Annotated in this window: 16 protein-coding genes; 6 read left to right on the top strand and 10 right to left on the bottom strand. The window is 51.5% G+C overall.

What is annotated here, in order from left to right:
• Positions 1–36: 36 nt before the first annotated feature.
• Positions 37–3,180: an EAL domain-containing protein gene (locus SYC_RS02015; RefSeq protein ID WP_011377890.1), complete on the bottom strand. Its 3,144-nt coding sequence runs from the start codon at positions 3,178–3,180 to the stop codon at positions 37–39.
• A 343-nt stretch (positions 3,181–3,523) separates the two neighbouring features.
• Positions 3,524–4,024, bottom strand: a complete 501-nt coding sequence (locus SYC_RS02010; protein ID WP_011242703.1) for a MarR family winged helix-turn-helix transcriptional regulator — start codon at positions 4,022–4,024, stop codon at positions 3,524–3,526.
• A 104-nt stretch (positions 4,025–4,128) separates the two neighbouring features.
• Here SYC_RS02010 and SYC_RS02005 point away from each other — a divergent pair, with 104 nt between their 5' ends.
• Genes SYC_RS02005 through SYC_RS01990 form a run of 4 tightly spaced genes read left to right on the top strand, consistent with a single transcriptional unit; the run spans position 4,129 to position 7,224 of the window.
• A complete protein-coding gene (locus SYC_RS02005; protein WP_011242702.1) occupies positions 4,129–5,031 on the top strand; it encodes an NAD-dependent epimerase/dehydratase family protein in 903 nt (300 codons plus the stop codon).
• Between the two features lie 48 nt (positions 5,032–5,079).
• Positions 5,080–5,574: a DMT family transporter gene (locus SYC_RS02000; protein ID WP_011242701.1), complete on the top strand. Its 495-nt coding sequence runs from the start codon at positions 5,080–5,082 to the stop codon at positions 5,572–5,574.
• Positions 5,575–5,577: 3 nt separating this feature from the next.
• Positions 5,578–6,033, top strand: coding sequence for a DMT family transporter (locus SYC_RS01995; protein ID WP_011242700.1), 456 nt, complete (start codon positions 5,578–5,580; stop codon positions 6,031–6,033).
• A 15-nt stretch (positions 6,034–6,048) separates the two neighbouring features.
• A complete protein-coding gene (locus SYC_RS01990; protein ID WP_011242699.1) occupies positions 6,049–7,224 on the top strand; it encodes an MFS transporter in 1,176 nt (391 codons plus the stop codon).
• Here SYC_RS01990 and SYC_RS14205 read toward each other — a convergent pair.
• Positions 7,130–7,462: a phage integrase N-terminal SAM-like domain-containing protein gene (locus SYC_RS14205; protein ID WP_081422168.1), complete on the bottom strand. Its 333-nt coding sequence runs from the start codon at positions 7,460–7,462 to the stop codon at positions 7,130–7,132. The two genes, SYC_RS01990 and SYC_RS14205, sit on opposite strands and share 95 nt — an antisense overlap.
• 686 nt (positions 7,463–8,148) lie before the next feature.
• Here SYC_RS14205 and SYC_RS01980 point away from each other — a divergent pair.
• Positions 8,149–9,573 (top strand): hypothetical protein, encoded by a 1,425-nt coding sequence (locus SYC_RS01980; RefSeq protein WP_011242698.1) that lies wholly within the window; start codon positions 8,149–8,151, stop codon positions 9,571–9,573.
• Positions 9,574–9,575: 2 nt separating this feature from the next.
• Here the strand turns inward: SYC_RS01980 and SYC_RS13495 are convergent, their stop codons facing one another.
• Positions 9,576–9,863, bottom strand: coding sequence for a phosphorylase (locus SYC_RS13495; protein ID WP_011242697.1), 288 nt, complete (start codon positions 9,861–9,863; stop codon positions 9,576–9,578).
• A 305-nt stretch (positions 9,864–10,168) separates the two neighbouring features.
• Here SYC_RS13495 and SYC_RS01975 point away from each other — a divergent pair, with 305 nt between their 5' ends.
• Positions 10,169–11,494: a recombinase family protein gene (locus tag SYC_RS01975; protein ID WP_011242696.1), complete on the top strand. Its 1,326-nt coding sequence runs from the start codon at positions 10,169–10,171 to the stop codon at positions 11,492–11,494.
• A 10-nt stretch (positions 11,495–11,504) separates the two neighbouring features.
• Here the strand turns inward: SYC_RS01975 and SYC_RS01970 are convergent, their stop codons facing one another.
• The 6 genes from SYC_RS01970 to lnt all read right to left on the bottom strand — a co-directional run bounded on the left by SYC_RS01970 (position 11,505) and on the right by lnt (position 18,430).
• Positions 11,505–12,062 (bottom strand): phycobiliprotein lyase, encoded by a 558-nt coding sequence (locus tag SYC_RS01970; protein WP_011242695.1) that lies wholly within the window; start codon positions 12,060–12,062, stop codon positions 11,505–11,507.
• The gene (gene larB, locus SYC_RS01965; protein WP_011242694.1) at positions 12,059–12,841 is read right to left on the bottom strand and encodes a nickel pincer cofactor biosynthesis protein LarB; all 783 of its coding nucleotides are present in this window, start codon (positions 12,839–12,841) and stop codon (positions 12,059–12,061) included. Before larB ends, SYC_RS01970 begins: the two co-directional genes overlap by 4 nt.
• On the bottom strand, positions 12,834–14,597 hold the full coding sequence (locus SYC_RS01960; protein WP_041676913.1) for an ABC transporter substrate-binding protein: 1,764 nt from the start codon (positions 14,595–14,597) through the stop codon (positions 12,834–12,836). The genes larB and SYC_RS01960 overlap by 8 nt, the downstream gene beginning before the upstream one ends.
• Positions 14,569–15,051 carry a 2-C-methyl-D-erythritol 2,4-cyclodiphosphate synthase gene (gene ispF / locus SYC_RS01955; RefSeq protein ID WP_011242692.1) on the bottom strand — a complete coding sequence of 161 codons (483 nt, stop codon included), beginning with the start codon at positions 15,049–15,051 and terminating at the stop codon, positions 14,569–14,571. Before ispF ends, SYC_RS01960 begins: the two co-directional genes overlap by 29 nt.
• A 278-nt stretch (positions 15,052–15,329) precedes the next feature.
• Complete coding sequence (locus SYC_RS01950) at positions 15,330–16,841, bottom strand: cryptochrome/photolyase family protein (RefSeq protein WP_011242691.1); 1,512 nt, start codon at positions 16,839–16,841, stop codon at positions 15,330–15,332.
• 38 nt (positions 16,842–16,879) lie between these two features.
• Positions 16,880–18,430: an apolipoprotein N-acyltransferase gene (gene lnt, locus SYC_RS01945; protein WP_234701790.1), complete on the bottom strand. Its 1,551-nt coding sequence runs from the start codon at positions 18,428–18,430 to the stop codon at positions 16,880–16,882.
• Positions 18,431–18,549 lie beyond the last annotated feature (119 nt).

Here is an 18,549-nt window from a genome sequence, read left to right as displayed (position 1 = left end):
AATTAAATATCGCAACTTAGTCTAGCCCTGAGGATTTTAATTGCTCAAGAAAAGCTGCTCAACATCTTTGGCATTAAGGGGTCTAGCAAAGAGATATCCTTGGCCATACTGGTAGCCTAACTGACTAAGTAGGTCGAGTTGCTCATGGGTTTCAATTCCCTCTGCGATCGCTTTTAGTCCTAGTTGATTATTTAGGGCAATGATAGTATTAACGATCTGGTAATTAGTTGATTCAGTCGTAATTTTACGAACAAACGAGCCATCAACCTTTAGGTTGTTGACAGGTAGTTTGTGCAGATAACTCAACGAGGAATATCCGGTTCCAAAGTCATCAATGCTAATTTCTATGCCTTGCTCATTAATGGCGGCAAGTAGTTGAATTGTCTGATCGGTATTTTCAATCAGCATACTTTCCGTAATTTCTAAAGTTAATGAGCCAGGCTTAATCTTTGTAGCTTGCAAAACCGATTGAATTTCATCCATGAGGTGGTCATGCTGAAGGTTTTGAGCCGATAGATTCACGCTCATACTTAAATCTGCTGCCTGTGAATAGCTGGCTTGCCATTCAGAGAGCTGCCGACAGGCTTGATTTAGTACCCAATAGTCAATACTGGTGATTAAACCCGTCTCTTCCGCAATAGGGATTAGGTCGATCGGCAGCTTGATGCCCTCAGTTGGATGCTGCCAACGAATCAAAGCCTCGAAGCCTGTAATCTTACCAGTCTGCAATTGGATAATTGGCTGGTAGTAGAGGACAAATTCTTGTCGAGCGATCGCTTGCCGCAAGTCATTTTCGAGATGTAACCTCGCTAAAGCTTGAGAATGCATTGCGCTATCAAAAACTTCGTAGCGAGCTCTACCCCTAGATTTTGCCCGATACATCGCAGTATCCGCATCTCTCAGCAGCTGTGTTGCACTCTCATACTCATGGCTACCAAAGACAATGCCAATACTTGTTGAGGTGTAAATTGACCGTTCTTCGAGTTCTAAAGGAACTTGAATAGCTGCAAGAATTCGCTCGGCAACTTTGATTGGCTCATCAAAGGTTTGAATATCCTCGACTAGAACTACAAATTCATCACCTCCTAAGCGAGCAGCCAAGTCATGAGAGCGAATTATTGACTGTAGCTTTTGGGCGATGCTGACCAAAAGCTGATCGCCTGTGATATGCCCCAAGCTATCGTTAATCACTTTGAAGCGATCGAGATCAAGGAATAAGACTGCGTACTTATAGTTTTGTAATCTTTTTGATCTTTTAAGCGATAGTTCAAGTCTTTCAATTAGTAAATTACGGTTAGCTAACCCCGTTAGACTATCGTGACAAGCATCATATTGAAGCTGATTTTGAATTTCAATACGCTGAGTTACATCCCGAGAGGTTGTTTGTAGTCCAATCACAACACCTTGATCATCCATGATCGGTTTAGTGAGAGTCTCAAACCAAATATATCCCCCTAGTTTTTTTCGCATTCGATAAACAATCGGTAGTTCGGCCCCCATTAACACGGCTTGGTGAGCTTCATCTCGGATGCGATCGCAGTCTTCTGGGTGGAAAAAATCATAGGGGTTCTGGCCGACCATTTCCTCACTACTGAATCCCAGTAGGGCTTCAGCAGAAGGGCTGACATAAAGGTAAGTTCCATCTGCTTGATGCAAACAGACTAAATCATTCATATTTTCAGCTAGTAGCCGATAGCGCTCCTCACTTGTTTGTAATTCAGCTTCTATTTTTTTGCGATCGCTAATATCAATAATGAGTCCATCCCAAAAAGTCTCACCGTTTTCTTGGCGAGTCGGACGAGCTCGTCCCTGCATCCATTTTAATTCACCATTCTTAGTAATGATTCGATATTCAACCTTCCAAGTTTTAAGTGTTTGCTGAGACTTGATGATTGAAGTCTTTAAGTACTCAATATCTTCTGGATGAATCATTCCCCAAACAACATTACTGTTTTCTAAAGCTGTTTCTGGATCAATGCCATAAACCTCTCTAAAACCAGAACTAATATAGGTGAATTGATCTGTGCCATCCTGCCTCAATTTATAGCCATAAATAATTCCTGGCAAATTGTCAGCGATTCTTTGAAATCGGGTCTGGCTTTCTTGTAGAGCCAGCTCTGCTTTGCTGCGATCGCTTAGTTCCTGTTGAATTTTTTGATAGAGATCAGCTTGATAAATAGCAATCTCTAATTGTCTAGAAATACTTCTGGCAAGATCAACATAACCATCACTCCATATAAAAGGTTTCTGATTTGAAACAATTGTGAAGCTCCCCCATAATTTTTCTTCAACAATCAAGGGAACCAGTAGCCACGCTCCAGGTGTAGACTTAGCTAGCTCTCTATTGATCTTGTCATTAATATTTTGAGTATTTTCAACTCTAACAACTTGGAATTTTTTTAACTGTTCTGCGAAAGGGTTGTCTAAGTCCTGAATCTCAATGCCGAGTCTTGATTCTTGATTTTCGTCATGCTGAAACTCAGCAACATGAGTCCAGATTCTTTGCTCTTCCAAATACTGGACAATATAACAATCTAAACCATTTAATGTTTTCGCTAATTCTTTAGTTGCAGTTGCAAAAATAACCTCTAAATCCAGGGAATTTCGGATTGCTTCAAAGACATAATTTAATGTTTTTTCCCTTGTGATTTGCTCAATTAGAGTTGTGACATCTCGGCCAACAGACTGGATCTCAATCAGCTCTCCTCTGTCATTAAAGATGCCTTGATTAACCCATTGAATCCATTTTATTCTCTGATCAGCTCCGTAGTTACGGTTTAAGCTTTCAAAAGTTGGATTTTCTAGGCTTAATCCTGCAATTTTTTCATGAAGTTCAGAGAGATCATTTGGAGGAACCAAGTTTCCCCAAGTTTGTCCGCTGATATCTCCATCTTGCCAACCAAGAACTTGACAAAGAGGTTTGTTGGCAAATACAACCGTCGTATCTGAACGCGATCGCAGAATCAAGTCTGTCTGGGCTTCGACAACCTGTTGGTAGCGTAGACTCTCTCGAAAGTATTGATCGATGGCAAGACGGCCAGTACTTGCTTGTTCACTTTCCTCGGTGACCAAGTCGCTTTCAGCGAGTAGTGCTCTAACGAGTTGCTGAACACTTTCCGGCGTTTGTTCCCAATCTTCGCGGCTAATTTGCTCGAAGAACTGGCGTGAAGATTGTTCCATCGTCGGTGTTCTGCAAATTGAGCAGCGACTGGCCACGATAGTCTAAAGCTTCCTGTGACCACTCAGGAGTCCACAAAGATACCGTTTTTATAGGGGGGCTTTTCCTAGCATCGCTAGTATGACAGCCGGAAACAGCAATGGCAGCCAATAAACAGAAATACACATAAACTGCGGTGTTTGAACTTGGTGAAAATTAAACCACATGAGAGAAGTGACATCGTTTGGACGTCACAAAGGAATAGCGATCGCCTACCAGTCTGCTCTAAAAATTCGGTTTGAAAGTTCTCTGGCTCTAAACAGTTAGCTGCTTCGTAGCCGGATTTTGCGTTGTGAAATGGCCTAATTACTCAGCTGCATCCATTGCTAACAGCAGTCTTCTCAGGAGCGGTACAAGTCTCTCCACCTCCTCTGGAGTCGCAAATTCGGAGAGCAGCGCCCCTTCTTGAGCAAAAAGGACAGGCATCACTGCATCTGCAAGCGCAATGCCTTTGGGCGTCAGTTGCACAATCACGCTACGGCGATCGCTGCCACTTCGCGATCGCACCACAATTCCATCCTGCTCTAGGCGATCGATGCGATTAGTCATCGCCCCCGAGGAGAGCATCAACAGGCTGTAGAGATCCGTTGGCTTGAGTTGATAGGGCGGCCCCTGACGGCGCAGCGTTGCCAGCACATCAAAGGACCAAACACTGAGACCGTACTTCGCCAGCAAGGTCTCGCGCTGCTTTTCGAGCAGACGGGCAATGCGCAACAACCGACCCGTGACAGCGAGCGGAGCGACGTTGACCTGGGGCAGTTCCTGCTGCCACTGCTCAAGAATGCGATCGATTTTGTCTGAAGCCATGGCTTCATTATATCTCGACGTCGAGATTCTTGACAGTCGCCTTTACCTTAACTATCTTGATATCAAGATAGTTTCTGGGCGAGTTCTAGCCCGAAGGATCATTGATGAACATCCTCCTCACAAGCGCAACGGGTTATTTAGGGCGGGCGATCGCGGCTGCTATTCAGTCCAAAGGCCATCGGGTGACTGCCTTGGCGCGATCGGCAGCTACGGCTCAGCGACTAGAGGCTGCGGGAATTCAACCCTGTCGCGGTGACCTCACGGATGCCGTCGCCTTGCAACAAGCCGCGGCTCAAGCTGATGCGGTCATTCACACGGCTGCCACCAATGATGCAGCTATGGGTCTGGTGGATCGGCAAGCTGTGAAAACTTTGTTGGCAGCGATCGCAGGCACTCAAAAACCCTTCCTCTACACCAGCGGCCTTTGGGTCATGGGTAATACCGGCGCAACGGTCGCGGATGAAACGTTCCCGCTCAATCCACCAGCGCTGGTGGCATGGCGACCCGCCGTGGAAGCACTGGTTTTGTCGGCGGCTGACCAAGGGGTGCGATCGATCGTGATTCGGCCTGCACTCGTCTATGGACGGGGTGGGGGCTTGCTTCCCATGCTGATGCAAGCAGGCCAAAGCCAAGGGGCAGTCCCCGTGATTGGTGCAGGAGACAATGCTTGGTCCTTCATTCACATCGATGATCTGGCAGCACTCTATGTCGCAGCGATTGAGCAGGCACCAGCCAGAACCCTGCTGATTGGTGCCAGTGGCGAGTCTGTCTCGATGCAACAAGTGGCTCTGACGATCGCCAAGACATTAGGACTGGGTGATCGCTTGCAGCACTTGACGCTGGAGGAGGCTCGGGCAATCTGGGGAGATTTGGCCGATGCGCTTACTCTCGATCAACGGGTCTCGGGCGATCGCGCCAGACAACTACTTCACTGGCAACCTGTGGCTCCTGGGGTGTTTCAGGAGCTTACCCAAGGTTCTTATGCCACCAAGGCGATCGCCGCCTAGGGCAACCGGCATCTACCCAGTCACAGCCAATTCAGAGGCTAGCCCTCAATGATTTTGCTCCGTTCCAGTTGGCGGCAGATTGCTGCTCGCTGCCAAGTCTGTTTGTTTCTGGGGCTGGCTCTGCTCAGTGGCGCCATCCTGCCAATTCAAGTCAGTTGCAATGCTCAGCTGGCGCGATCGCTCGACTCTGTCCCTCTGGCGGCGACGCTCTCTTATGTGACTGGCACTGTTGTTCTTGTCAGCCTGCTACTCAGCGGTCGGTTTGGACGCCCGCGCTGGTCTGCGATCGCCCACGCGCCTTGCTGGAGTTGGCTTGGGGGTGTACTGGGGCCTTGGTACGTCCTTTCGAGTACGCACTTCGCCTCTGTTCTGGGCACCACCCTGACACTCGGCCTGGTGGTCAGTGGACAGGCGATCGTCAGCGTCATCACGGATCACTACGGCTGGCTGAATGTGCCTCGGCATCGCCTGACACCCCTGCGGCGGGCGGCTTTGGGGCTATTCGCGATCGCTCTCTTCTTTCTGTTGCAACCGAGGGCTTAAGTCATGGATGTTTTGATTGCATTACTGGGTGCTGGATCGGGCGGCGGGTTGCTATCCATAGGAGCGGCAGCCAACGCTCGACTGAAGCAAACGCTGCGGTCTCCCATTGCAGCAACAGCCATCAACTTCATCGTCGGCTCCAGTACCCTGTCGCTGCTCTTAGTGCTGGGTGTGTTTGGTGCTCAATCCCTCGATCACCTTGGACAAGTGCCGATCTGGGCATTTTGTGGAGGTGGCCTTGGAGCCGTCTACGTGACCCTGAATACGCTGGTCATTGGCAGGCTAGGGCTCACGACCACGATGCTCGCGGTGGTCTGCAGTCAGTTGGTGATGTCCTTGGTTATTGACCAATGGGGTTGGTTTGGCCTTACCCCTCAACCGATCAGCCCGTCTCGCGTTGTTGCGATTGGTCTGTTGCTGGTCGCCGTTACGCTGACCCATTTAGACCGCGATCGCTAAGCCGGAGTTAGAGCCATGCGCCTCGTCGCTCAGTCATCACCGCCACTTTGGATCAGTGTGGCGATCGCCTTCTATGCCTTCATCAGTATCGGTTTAGCAGAAGCCAGTCTTGGTGTCCTGTTGCCCTCAATTCTGGCGGAGTATGGGCTGACCTCAGCCACGATCACGCTGCTGTTTATCAGTCAGATCTGTGGCTACATCCTCGCGGCGATCGCCAGCAGTTTGGTCATGGCACGACTAGGGCTAGGACGATTGCTGGTCTTGGCTGCAAGTCTGCTAACCGCCGCACTACTGATTTATGCCCTCGTTCCGGCTTGGCTACTGATGGTGCTGGCGGGGCCACTGCTGGGCATGGGCATTGGGTTGATTGATGCAGGCATCAACACAACGCTGGTGCAGGACGATCGCACGGCGCATTTGCTGGGAGCGCTGCACGGCTTCTATGGCATTGGCGCTTTTGCCGGGCCTGCGATCGCGACCACACTGTTGGCTTTGGGCTTGGAGTGGCGGCAAGTCTACAGCGTTCTCGCCATGCTCACTAGCTTGCTTCTGGTGGGCGTATTGGCGGCGCTCTTCTATCGCTACCCGCCCCTGCTCAAGAATCCAGACCTGCTTGCCGCCTCTGCCGATGTGCAACTTCGGCGATCGCTCCGCACCCCGATCGTGTTCTTGTTTGGGGCATTTCTGCTGATCTATGTCGGCATCGAAGCCTCGGTTAGCCACTGGGCTTACAGCGTCCAAACGATCGCTCGGGCAACACCAGCTCTTTGGGCAGGCTATGGCCTGAGTGCCTACAGGCCGGGATTGACGGCAGGTCGATTCTTGCTGAGCTACAGCTTGCGATCGCTGGGTGGACTCCGCACCATTACCCTCTCACTGGGCTTGCTGATGGTTGGGCTGATTGGCTGGTGGCAGCAGCCTCAGTCGCTGATCAGTTTGCCGTTAATTGGCTTTGTGCTGGCTGCCATTTTCCCCACCATCATCTGGCTGATTCCCAAACGCCTACCAGAAGGCTTGGTTCCAGCGACGGTTGGTTTTGCAACCAGTGCGGCCAGTGTGGGGTCAGCACTGATTCCGGCCGGAATCGGCTGGGTTGCTAGTGGTGCTGGCTTAGCAGTGGTGCCGCTACTGATTCTGCCGCTGGCGATCGCCATGGGCGGTTTGCATGGCCTGTTGCTGCGATCGCAGTGATCCTCAAGCGTGCGATCGAGTTGTTAGCAATTGATGTCAGTTGAATCGCTAACTGAATCAGAGTTAGGTAAGCTCGAATCTCGTCGCTCCCCATCTTTCTAGGATGGCGCTTGTTGTGGGATGGGATGAAATCTCGAATGTAGTAAAGATACGACTTATCGGTCTTGAGGCTGAAATGTTTAGGACGAATTGCTTCTCTCACCTGATCAAGCAAGCACGGTGGTTGTGGTGATGACATAGGTAAATGCTGGATAACATCCCAAAACCACGGTGTTATCCGGCGATAATGATAATTAATTCCTTAAGATTCGGGCGTTATCCCGTAGATCCGGTGCATAAAATCAGACATCAAGGTAGTTATCTAACGGATCTGACGCTTAATACATAGTTAGTGCTGACCTAGTCGGTGCCGACAAAACAGGCTTGGAGGTACAAGTACACATTGAAGTGAACGTCGTAGTCTCGTTTGGGTTGGAAGTCTTCGCTTCTATCTTTGGCTTTATTGCGATCGCTCTGGAGGTGTTTATGAAAAACTCAATCGCTTTCTTTACTTCGGTAATGGCATGTGTTTGGTGCGGAATTGCGTTCCTGCGGAGTCTCTGGAAAGAGAAAATTCCAACCCAAACGAGAGATTAGCGTTCATGAATTTGTGCTGCTTGCCAAGAGTGAACGTAGGGGGGGTCGATTCCCCCTCTCCGCACCAATTCCTTGGCATGCATGTGCAATGTGCTAACACGTCATTCTAGCGGACCTTCAAAAGCTATGCTTTTGCCGTCCGCCGAATTTCAACGTTAGGTTACTTTAATTTTGGGATAGGACGATACTCCCATAGCTTTCGTCATTTCTGACAAATCAAGCTTTTAGAGAATTTGCTCCTGTCATCGATCCTGACGCTAGGCTTGTATCAGTATTTACAGTAGTTTTATGCCTAGAAGAATAAGCGAGATCTTTGGGGTTACTGAAGAAGATCTGAGAAGAGAGGGAGTATTTAATGGATTTATAGATCTTGACTCCAAGTTCTATGTTGATCCCCATCTTCTTAGAAGCACCAAAATTCCAGAGCTTGAGAACTCATATCTAAGTTTCAAAACTCATTTCACGAAAATCATTCATCTTTTAGAGGCAACCAAACATTCTGGCGATAGCTTCTTTCGTGCAGCGCACAAAAAATTGATATTTCCAGAACTACCATTTGTATCTTTAGGCTATTCTACAGAGGGTATATCAGGTAGTGGTATCGGTTCAGGAATTGCCCTAAATCTAACCAACACTGCTTGGGAAATCATACAAGCAGGCATAACCGATCCAGTTATTTTTGAGCTAGTTGGTCTTATTGAAGAAAATATCGGTGCTGATCGAATCAGCGATATGACAATTCATATAATCCTTCTGGACTTGCCAACTTACTCAGAACGAGTTGCTAAAAATCTTAGTTTAAATACCTGTCAAGCAAAAGCACGTGGAAAGGAATTCTTACTTCCAGCCATTGCTGGTAGCAATCGTCCTACAGTATTGATCCCTTGCGAGATTCTCAATGACCTTCCTGTCGCAAATGGTTGGGATGATATTGATCGTGTTTGTGCTCATAACGAAGACTTGCGTAATCGTGTAAATGAAATCATCGGAGATTCTTGGAAAGATGCATCAGGGAAGAGAAGAAAAATCACAAAATGTGAGTTGAAATATATTCTCCTTCATCATCCCGAATTACTGAAAGATTTAGTAGAACAATACAAGAAAAACTCTGCTGAAAAATACGATTTTGACAAGGATCCATCAGGACAGCTCATTTGGCTTGATATCGCAAGGGAGTATGCTAATCTTTATCCACTCTTGTTGGGTGTAGATAAAGTAACCCCTGAAAATATTCTTCAGTTAATTCTCAAGATATGTGATCATTTCAAAGTTTTGGTTGAGGCTAATGGGTTATCTGTGCATTTTTGGGATGAGTCAAAAAATCTGCGGAATGAGCGTTTTGCACAATTGCTTTTCTTTGGTATAGCTGTTGCCTACTGCGGTGCTCATAATCTAGATTTAAATAGAGAACCTAACGCTGGACGGGGTCCTGTCGATTTTAAAATTTCTAGTGGCTACAATGCGCGAGTGAATGTTGAGATAAAATACACATCAAATAATATTAGAGCAGGTTATGAGAAACAACTTCCCATATATGGTGCTGCTGAGCGGACGCAATACAGTATTTTTCTAATTATTAGAACCACTGAGTCCATTAAAGCTTTAGAGGAGCTAATCAAATTTAGGAAGGATCAAGTGGCTGCCGGTAAAAGGGCACCAGAGATTTTTGTTGTTGATGGAAGAGTTTTTCCCTCTGCAAGTAAAATGAAATAGCGTCAGCAACCTAACAGCATCCCAACCAATAACAGTTCTTGGTAACTTAATCTGTGAGCTGTTGAACACCCTTTAGCGCTACTGCGATCAGCCTGCAATTCGCAGTCATTCAATTCCTGAAAGATGGAGCTAAGGGGATTCGAACCCCTGGCCTTTCGGGTGCGATCCGCGAAACCCAAGGCATTGACGTTAATCGGCAGGTGGCTTTCACGACTAAGCGGAACAATAAATAACCACTGCCGCGTTAATAACAAGTTGTGAGCGGGCGGGCGATCGCCATCCAATTGCACGCCTAATTGTGACCACAATTGTCGATAGGTTTCTTAGAGTGTTTCCCCTGCTTCTACCGCTGATAGTGACAAGAAGTGTGGCAGTGCTGCGATCGCAGTGATCCTCAAGGGTGCGATCCGGTTGATGGCGATCGATGTCAGTTGAGTCTCTAACTAAATCAGAGTTTAGTTGGCTGCTCGGATCCGCCTTGGCTTGAAATGACCGTCATTCGCTACCTAGAAGCTGAGCATCCGATCGGGTCGGTGGGCAAAAAACCGCGGGCTATGCTTAGCTGGCTGAAAAAGTAGCCTACTGACGGACGGTCGTGGCGATCGTCGCCTACTACGCTTTGAATCCGACTTGGGAAACGCTGGTTGCCCTCGAGACTTGGCCAGAGTCCCCCGATCGGGTTTTTTGTGACCGATTGCCCGCCCCCGATCGCCCTCAGTTACAGCAGCTATTGACGGAATTGCAGCCGGGCGATCGCCTTTGGCTTCGGCAACTCCACGATCTGGGCGATCGCCTTGATGCCTTGTTGCCCGTTCTGAAGCACTGTCAGCAACAGTCCGTGCAAGTGCAAATCGTAGGTTTAGACGAACCTCTCCCCCTCGATTCCGCTGCTGGACTGGATTTACTGCCACTTTGGGCCGAAGTACAGCGATCGCAGCAACGCGATCGGTTAAAAGCTGGTCATGCCCGAAATCGATTGCAAGCCTTGCCACCTCCCGGCCCTGCGCCCTTTGGCTACCGTCGCGGCAAAGATCGCTATGCGATCGATCGGGCTGCAGCTGCACTGGTGCGAGATGGGGTCGCGCATTTCCTGATTTATGGCTCCCTGCGAGGGGCTGCCCGCTATGTCTCGCAAAAACATCAGCGGGCGATCGCAGTCATGACCGTGCGCCGCTGGCTGAGTCATCCGGCCTATCGCGGCGATTTGGTCTACGGCAGTGGAGCGATCGTGGCCGACACCCATCCCGCCTTGGTATCGCGAGAAGAAGCCGCGCAGATCGATCGCATTTTGCGGCGCAATCGACGCCTCCCCCCCAAAACTGCCAGTGCACCCCGTTGCTTGGCCGGACTGGTGCAATGCCAAACCTGTCAGGCGCATCTAATTGTTGGCAGCACCAAACCCCACCGCAGCGACCGTGAATACCTTTATCTGCGATCGCCTGCTGCCTGTCAACAAAGCCCGCGTTGCAGCGCGATCGCCTACGATATGTGCCTGCAAACGGTGATTCAAACCATTTGCCAGGAACTCCCGATCGCGGTTTCAGCACTGGGTCAACCAGAGCAAAATCCGGCTAAGTCTGCGATCGCTAGTCGCCAAGCGGAACTGCAGCAGATTCTGAGCGTTGAACTGCCAGATTTAGAAGCGCGGGGCATCCTCGACGCGGAGACAGCTGCTATCCGACGGCTTCAGCTTCAAACGGAACTGGTGCAACTTCGCGATCGCCAAGCCCAACTCTCGCCCGTCAATCTGCCGGAATTGGTGCAAGCCGTTGCTATTCCCCAGTTCTGGCAGGATCTTTCGGAAGTGGAGCGGCGCTTTTTCTTTCGGGAATTTATCCGCGAGATTCAACTCCAACGGCGATCGCGACGCGAGTGGTCGTTGCAATTGCAACTGGTCTTCAGTCCACCGCAGCAATTGTAATAGCCAGCTCTCAATCTGTTTTTTGCTCGACCCCAAAGCCGACTAGGGAAAGCGTATCCAGGGGTTGATCGTCGCTGGCCGGTCGGACGTAATTCAAAATGCGACGCACTCGCAGGCGAGGATTGACCAGCGTGATCGAATCGACAGAAATTGTGCGGGTGTAGCGCGTAGTCATCAGGAGTTCGCGGCTGTCAGGGTTGAAGCGAAAAGCGGAGATAATGGGACGCGCTTCTTCGTAAGCACGATCGCGTAGGTAGTCGCCCACCAACCAGCCGTCTTCTGTGCTTCGAGGCACAAACAGCATGTTCAGTTCTTGGCTGACTTCTTCGCCGTGTTCCGAAACCGTGTGAAAGCCGAGGCAGAATCCGAGCAGTTTTTCTAAAGCCTGATCTGCGGTTAGAGCGTTGGCCGTCAGAACTTGCGCTTTTGTCTCGGCGGAGAGCGATCGCACCGCGAATTCTGTATACGATCGCTCGACTTCTTGGCGACTGAGGTAGTGATAGGTGCGCTCAGTGCTCCAACTGCCGACACAGCAGTCAAAAAAGTAATGAAAGGCGTTTAGGCTCATTGGTCGTCGCTTCTTCCCAGTCGATGCAGACGGCGGAGGATCCGCCCAGCTAGTTGAGCAGCTCCAAATCCATTGTCAATATTGACCACACCCATGCCGGGTGCACAACTGTTTAGCATTGAGAGCAGGGCTGCTAAACCTTGGAAACTAGCACCATAGCCAACGCTGGTGGGCACTGCAATAATTGGGCAGGCTACTAAGCCAGCAATCACACTGGGCAGCGCCCCCTCCATACCCGCCACCACAATCAGCACATCGGCTTGATCGAGTCGCGATCGCTCGGCCAAGAGACGGTGCAGTCCCGCCACACCCACATCGCGAATGCGATCGACGCGGAATCCCCAGAGTTCAGCCACGACTGCGGCTTCTTCTGCCACGGGTAGATCGGAAGTGCCTGCACTGACAACCGCCAAACGTCCCGGTTGCGGTTGGGGGAGCTGAGGTTGCAGGGCAGCGATGCGAGCGATCGAGTCGTAGGTCAGTTCGGGCAACTGTGCCTGAAGTCGGGGAATGCGATCGGGCTCAATGCGCGTAGCGATCGCAGCTTGGTTGCGGGCCGCATAGGCGCGAAAGAGCGTCAGGATTTGCTCAGTGGTCTTGTCTTGCCCCCAGATGACTTCGGGGAACCCGGTGCGCAACTGCCGATGGTGGTCAATCCGAGCAAAGTCACTGATCGTTTCAGTGTCGAGATAGCGCAGTTGTTCCAAGGCTTGTTGAGGGGCGATCGCCCCGGTTGCCACCCCTTCTAGGAGGGTTTGTAGTGCCTGTGAATCAATCATCAGCACTTACCGATACGAATTCTGTATTCCAAAGCGCACCGCCCAACTCTGAGAACTGAATAGGGGTGACTGTGTTGCGGACAGCGGCAATTTGTTGGCGATTGACCAGATAGATAAAAGGTAAATATTGCTGGGCAAGACGCTGAGCTTGACCATAGATTTCCTTGCGGCGATCGTCATTCAGTTCCTGGGCCGCAGCAACAAATAAGCGATAGATTTCAGCTTCCCAAGGGGCAACTTGTTGACCCTCAATGGGTGCTTGGCTCTCACTGGGCTGCTGATTAAACAGGTGTAAACTGCCTTGAGGATTCCATACATTCGCACCACTGTTAGGTTCAATGTTGCTGGTCAGTCCAAGAATCAAACCTTCCCAATCCAACTGATTACTCAGGCGATCGATCACACTACTAAAAGCGATCGGCGTAAAGTCGACCTGAATCCCCAGACGGGCCAGATCGCCCTTAATCCGGGCACCCATGGCGACACGTACAGGATTCTCAGCATTGGTGATGACGGTGAAGCGAACAGGATTGCCCTGGCGATCGCGCAGTTGACCATCCGCATCTGTTTGAAATCCTGCCTCTTTCAGCAGTGCTTCCGCCTTTTGCTGATTGAAGTTATAGACCGGTAATCCCTCCTCGGGGCTGAGATAAAAGGGACTCTGGGGAATGATCAATGAGTTGACAACTACACCTAAGCCGCGATAAGCCGTATCGACGATCGCGGGGCGATCGATGGCGTAGGCGATCGCTTGGCGGAAACGAACATCATTAAACCAAGCTGATTTGATCGGATCGACAAGAGGTTTACCCTTGCGCCGCCCTTGGTTGAGATTAAAGGTTAGATAAACGGTCAGCGGTTCAGGGCCACCACTATAGATTGTGAAATTACCACGCTGTTCTTCTCGTTTTAAGAGCGAGAAATCACCGGGCTGAATCGGCTCTAAAACATCTAAATCGCCCGAGCGGAACTGTAGCAATTGGGTGTCGGAATTCTCGACAATTTGCCAAACGAGACGATCGATTTTGGGTAGCGGACTCCCATCGCGATCGCGCTGATAAAAGTAGGGATTCCGTTCAAAAATAATCCGTTGGCCCGGTTGATAGCGCTGTAACCGAAACGGGCCGTTGACAATAATTTGCTTTGGATCAGTCTCCGTACCCCAAGTGCTCAAAAAAGCCGGATTTCCCTGACTATCAGTCTGCTCAAGCGAAGTGGCAAGGGCATGCTGGGGCAAAATCGGCAGTGCCATGTTTCGCAGCAGCGGGGCAAAGGGGCGGGGCGTCTGGACAATCACCTGGCGATCGCCCGCGGCCCTAACCGTTGGTAAATCTTGGTCGATCCGCAGAATATCCCGCGCGCCAGTTGGCACCTTGGGATTGAAGTAGATGCGGTTGTAGGTGAAGTCGACGTCTGCCGCCGTCAAGGGCTGGCCATCGGACCAGCGCAGATCGGGCCGCAACTGAAAGACCACCTGCAGGCGATCAGGGCTAATCTGCCACGACTCAGCCAGACCAGGTTTTAGGCTGCCATCAAAGCCATTGACGTGGACAAGGCCTTCGTAGAGCAGCCCAAAAACGTTGGGCGATTCCTCGTTTAAGGCGTAGTTGAAGGTTTTGGGATCGAAACGTACGCTGGCGATCAGCTGCTGACGGGGCGGTGCACTCGCACGACCACAGGCCACTAGCAGCACAGCCGCCAGACAAAAAGCCAGCCAGCGGCGGAGGTTAATCACGAACCAAGAGCGCCACGGCATAGGCACAGATTCCCTCTTCTCGCCCCGTAGGCCCCAGTTTTTCGTTGGTGGTTGCTTTGATGCCAATCTGATCAGGCTCTAGCTCAAGCACCTTCGCGAGGCGATCGCGCATCGCTGCGATGTGGGGCTTTAGTTTTGGTTGCTCTGCCACCACGACAGAATCGAGGTTGCCAATCGTCCAGCCGCGATCGCGGATCAGTTGATTCACCTGAGCCAGCAGCTTCAGACTATCGGCCCCTTTCCACTGCGGATCCGTCGGCGGAAAGTAGTGGCCAATATCGCCCAAACTCAGGGCACCGAGCAGGGCATCCATGATTGCGTGGGTCAGCACATCGGCATCACTGTGCCCATCCAGCCCAAGGGAGTGTTCTAGTTGAATGCCCCCAAGGATGAGGGGACGGCCCTCCACCAAGCGATGGATATCGTAGCCATTACCGATGCGAAAGCGACTCATAGCACTGCAGCAGGATGCGGCTCGATCCTATCAGTCCTGCCGAGTCCCCTCACCAGTCTCTTGGATTTCGCGACGGGATCTGCTGACGTCATGTGGCCTAGATCAACCACCCTTGCTTTGAAGCTGAGAGCCAGGATTGCCATTGACTGAAGCAAAACTGCTTCACATTTCAGGGACGAGAGACTTCCCCCTAAATAAGGAGGCACTCATGTCGCCATCAGTCCGTGGAGGAGGCGGGCTTTTTCAGGAGACCCGATCGCTCAGTGAGTTAGTTCTGATTAATCCCAAGATGCTTGCCAGTGAGCCGCTTGGTCGCGAATTGCGGCCCGATCGCTGTCTGGCAGTTTTTGGAGCTGTTTGAGAATTAAGCCCATGCGTCCTTGTGCTTGCAGTTTTTGCTCGTGGCGATCGAGAAAATCCCAGTACAGTGCATTGAAAGGACAAGCGCGATCGCCCAATCGTTGTTTAGGGTCATAGCGACAATTTTGACAGTAATTGCTCATCCGATTGATGTAATTTGCTGAAGCTGCATAGGGTTTTGAGGCAAGCTTTCCGCCATCTGCAAAAAGTCCCATGCCGAGCACATTCGTCTCCATCACCCAGTCGTAGGCATCAAGATGGGTTGCCTGAAACCACTCTTTGACTGCCCAAGGATCAAGTCCAGCAATCAAAGCAAGGTTCGCGAGAATCATCAACCGCTGAATGTGATGGCTATAGCCGATCGCTTCAATCTGCTGAAAACACTGTTGGAGGCAATGGAGATCGGTTTGACCCGTCCAAAAGAATTCAGGCAGAGGGCGATCGTGCTCAAACCAATTTGATTGCCCGTAGGTATCAGGGAAATAGTGATGAAGACCGTACATATATTCTCGCCAGCCCAGAATTTGGCGAATAAAGCCTTCAACACTGGCGATCGGAGCTTGATTATTGTGGAAGGCCTGTTCAGTTTGGCGAATGACTTCGAGTGGATGTAACAGTCCTAAGTTCAGTGCTGGCGCAATCAAGCTATGCCACATCGTGGCTTGGCCGCTGACCATCGCATCCTGATAAGGGCCAAAGGTTTTGAGCTTAACGGTTAAAAACTGATCCAAGGCTTCCAATGCCTGCGATCGCGTCACCGGCCAATGAAAAGGTTCCAGCTTTCCGTAGAGAGGCAACTCTAGCGATCGCACAGTTTCAATGACTGTTTGCGTGATCGCATCTGGCAAAAAATGAGCAGCTGGCGGTGGCTGCAGCCCAGTTTTAGGAGGCTTACGATTCTCTGGATCAAAGTTCCATTGCCCCCCGATAGGCTCCTGATCTTCAGTCAGTAAAACTTGCCAGCGCTTGCGACCTTCGCGATAAAAATTCTCGAGCCGGAGCTGTCGATAGGGCTTGGCCCAAGCGGTAAATTCAGCCGTTGACCAAAGAAATTGGCAATTTGGCAACCAATGCAGACTGCTGGTCAATTCAAGACTGCTGATAATTGCGCGAAACGAGCGATCGGCGGGGTCCATCACCTGCAGCTCAGCAATTTGATACTGTTGGCACCAAGCTGATACGGCCGTTTGAAAGCTATCTGCCTGCTCGACATAGTCCACTGTCCAGCCCTGCGATCGCAGTTCGTCTGCAAAGTGACGCATCGCCGACCAAAGCAACACCAGCTTTTGTCGGTGGTAGGGTCGCCGTTGAGCATGTTCGAGTGATTCAACCAACAGAATTCGTGTCTGCGACTGATCAACTGCCCTGGAACTCAGTGCCGGATGCTGCAGAGTCAGCTGATCGCCTAGAATCCAAATGCCGACAGTCATGCTGCGATCGCCTATCCCTGCGCGTTTCTCTCTGCAATCTACAGGGTTTGTTTAGGCCAGCGCTGCCGCCACCCCAGCCAGAGAACAGTGCTGACGAGAAGGATCGGTGTCATGCTGTCACCCCAGCGAACATAGGGTGTTTGGCTCGATCGCTGAGCTATGCGAACAGCTTGAGTCGTAAAGATTCGAGGTTGCGATCGCCATTGCACCTGCCCCAAGGGATTGATCAGGGCGGAGTAGCCCGTGTTCGTAACCTGCACGACCCAGCGATCGGTTTCCGCCGCCCGCAAGGCTGCCAGCGCCAAATGCTGATTCATCAACTGCTCGTTGTAGGGGTCAAGGTTCGCCGCCGACAAAATCCAGGTGGCACCTGCCTGTACCTGCGATTGCAGCACTTCAGGAAAAACCAGCTCGTAACAAATAGCAGCGGCGATTTGCCCGACGGGGGTCTGAAAGCGTTGATCTGAACGGCCAGCCTGCATCCCCAGTTGAATTGGTGATAACCGATGCAACCACCGCCCAAACCAGCGTTCGCCCGGAATATATTCCCCTAGGGGCACGAGGCGAACTTTGTCGTAGCGACCGGCGATCGCCCCCCCAGGCTTCAGCGCCAGCAGACTTTGCCAGTAGCGATCGCCCTGCGGGAGATAGGTTCCCAACAGCAAGGGCGGAGACTCAGGCGACAACCAACGTGCCCAAGGCGATCGCTCAGCTTGCCAGAGGGTCGGGTCAGAGCCTTCAGGGGTGATCACAGCATCAACACCCGCCTCAGTCAGTTGTTGATAGCCCTGACGGTAGCGCTGCCGTGACAGCAGGATGCCCTCCGGGCCGGTTTTGATCCGAGTTGGCACATTGCCTTGAATCAAGCCGATCGTCAGTGCTGATCCATCCGCAGCACGCAGTTGACCTAACCCCCAACCGGTCAATTCGGCACAGCACCAGAGGGCGATCGCCCCCACGAGCAGCGATCGCTGCCGACTGAGGCTGGCCCAAGCCAGTAGGCCATTGACGGCCACAATCAATAGGGTCAACCCCTCCGCACCGCTCAACTCAGCTAAGGGCAGCAGCCAAGTGTTGGCCGGACTTTGACTGAGTGCTAAGGGCGACCAGTAGAGCGGCGACTGCTGCCAAAGCCAGTCCACCAAGCCCCCGAGGCCAACGCCGCCTACCAGCCGTAGGCCGCAGTGTTGGGGCAAACGTTGCACCGCCCAGACCCAGACTCGAGTTTGCACCAAGCCCCAAGCGGTGATGACCAGCCAGCAGCCCCAAGCGATCGCCAGACTGGTGCCCCAGCTCAGCCCCATCCAAGTCAGGGGATGCAGGCCAGTAATCCAGATCAGGGTTGGCCCTTGAAACGCCGCCGCCCATAGCCAGGCTTGTTGGCGGGCCTGAAGACTTTGGCCCGGCTGTAACAGCGATCGCCAGAGGGGAATCAAGGCTATCCAAGCTAGGGGCCACAATCCCAGTGGGGGCATGGCCGCCGCCATCGCTAGCCCCGAAAGCAGCGTCAGTCCCCACAGCCGCCACGATCGCGGGGAGGGGGTGATCGGTCGAGTCAGAGGAACAGACCAACGGTGCAGAAGTTTCAAGCCAATGACTCAAACAACACTGAAGCTGATTTCAACATAGCGGCGCGATCGCCGGCAGAGCTCACAGTGCCTAGGCTGGCCCGCTGTAGACTGACACAGGTCGGCTTGGACGGTTTGCG

This window comes from Synechococcus elongatus PCC 6301 (genome assembly GCF_000010065.1).
Taxonomy (GTDB): Bacteria; Cyanobacteriota; Cyanobacteriia; order Synechococcales; family Synechococcaceae; genus Synechococcus; species Synechococcus elongatus.
Note: the sequence above shows the minus strand (reverse complement) of the source record. Positions and strands in the feature narration are given on the sequence as shown.

Bases quoted from the DNA above. Each gene is read 5' to 3' on its own strand.
- SYC_RS02015 (WP_011377890.1), bottom strand. From the start codon at position 3,180: ATGGAACAATCTTCACGCCAGTTCTTCGAGCAAATTAGCCGCGAAGAT.
- SYC_RS02010 (WP_011242703.1), bottom strand. From the start codon at position 4,024: ATGGCTTCAGACAAAATCGATCGCATTCTTGAGCAGTGGCAGCAGGAA.
- SYC_RS02005 (WP_011242702.1), top strand. From the start codon at position 4,129: ATGAACATCCTCCTCACAAGCGCAACGGGTTATTTAGGGCGGGCGATC.
- SYC_RS02000 (WP_011242701.1), top strand. From the start codon at position 5,080: ATGATTTTGCTCCGTTCCAGTTGGCGGCAGATTGCTGCTCGCTGCCAA.
- SYC_RS01995 (WP_011242700.1), top strand. From the start codon at position 5,578: ATGGATGTTTTGATTGCATTACTGGGTGCTGGATCGGGCGGCGGGTTG.
- SYC_RS01990 (WP_011242699.1), top strand. From the start codon at position 6,049: ATGCGCCTCGTCGCTCAGTCATCACCGCCACTTTGGATCAGTGTGGCG.
- SYC_RS14205 (WP_081422168.1), bottom strand. From the start codon at position 7,462: ATGTCATCACCACAACCACCGTGCTTGCTTGATCAGGTGAGAGAAGCA.
- SYC_RS01980 (WP_011242698.1), top strand. From the start codon at position 8,149: ATGCCTAGAAGAATAAGCGAGATCTTTGGGGTTACTGAAGAAGATCTG.
- SYC_RS01970 (WP_011242695.1), bottom strand. From the start codon at position 12,062: ATGAGCCTAAACGCCTTTCATTACTTTTTTGACTGCTGTGTCGGCAGT.
- larB (WP_011242694.1), bottom strand. From the start codon at position 12,841: ATGATTGATTCACAGGCACTACAAACCCTCCTAGAAGGGGTGGCAACC.
- SYC_RS01960 (WP_041676913.1), bottom strand. From the start codon at position 14,597: ATGCCGTGGCGCTCTTGGTTCGTGATTAACCTCCGCCGCTGGCTGGCT.
- ispF (WP_011242692.1), bottom strand. From the start codon at position 15,051: ATGAGTCGCTTTCGCATCGGTAATGGCTACGATATCCATCGCTTGGTG.
- SYC_RS01950 (WP_011242691.1), bottom strand. From the start codon at position 16,841: ATGACTGTCGGCATTTGGATTCTAGGCGATCAGCTGACTCTGCAGCAT.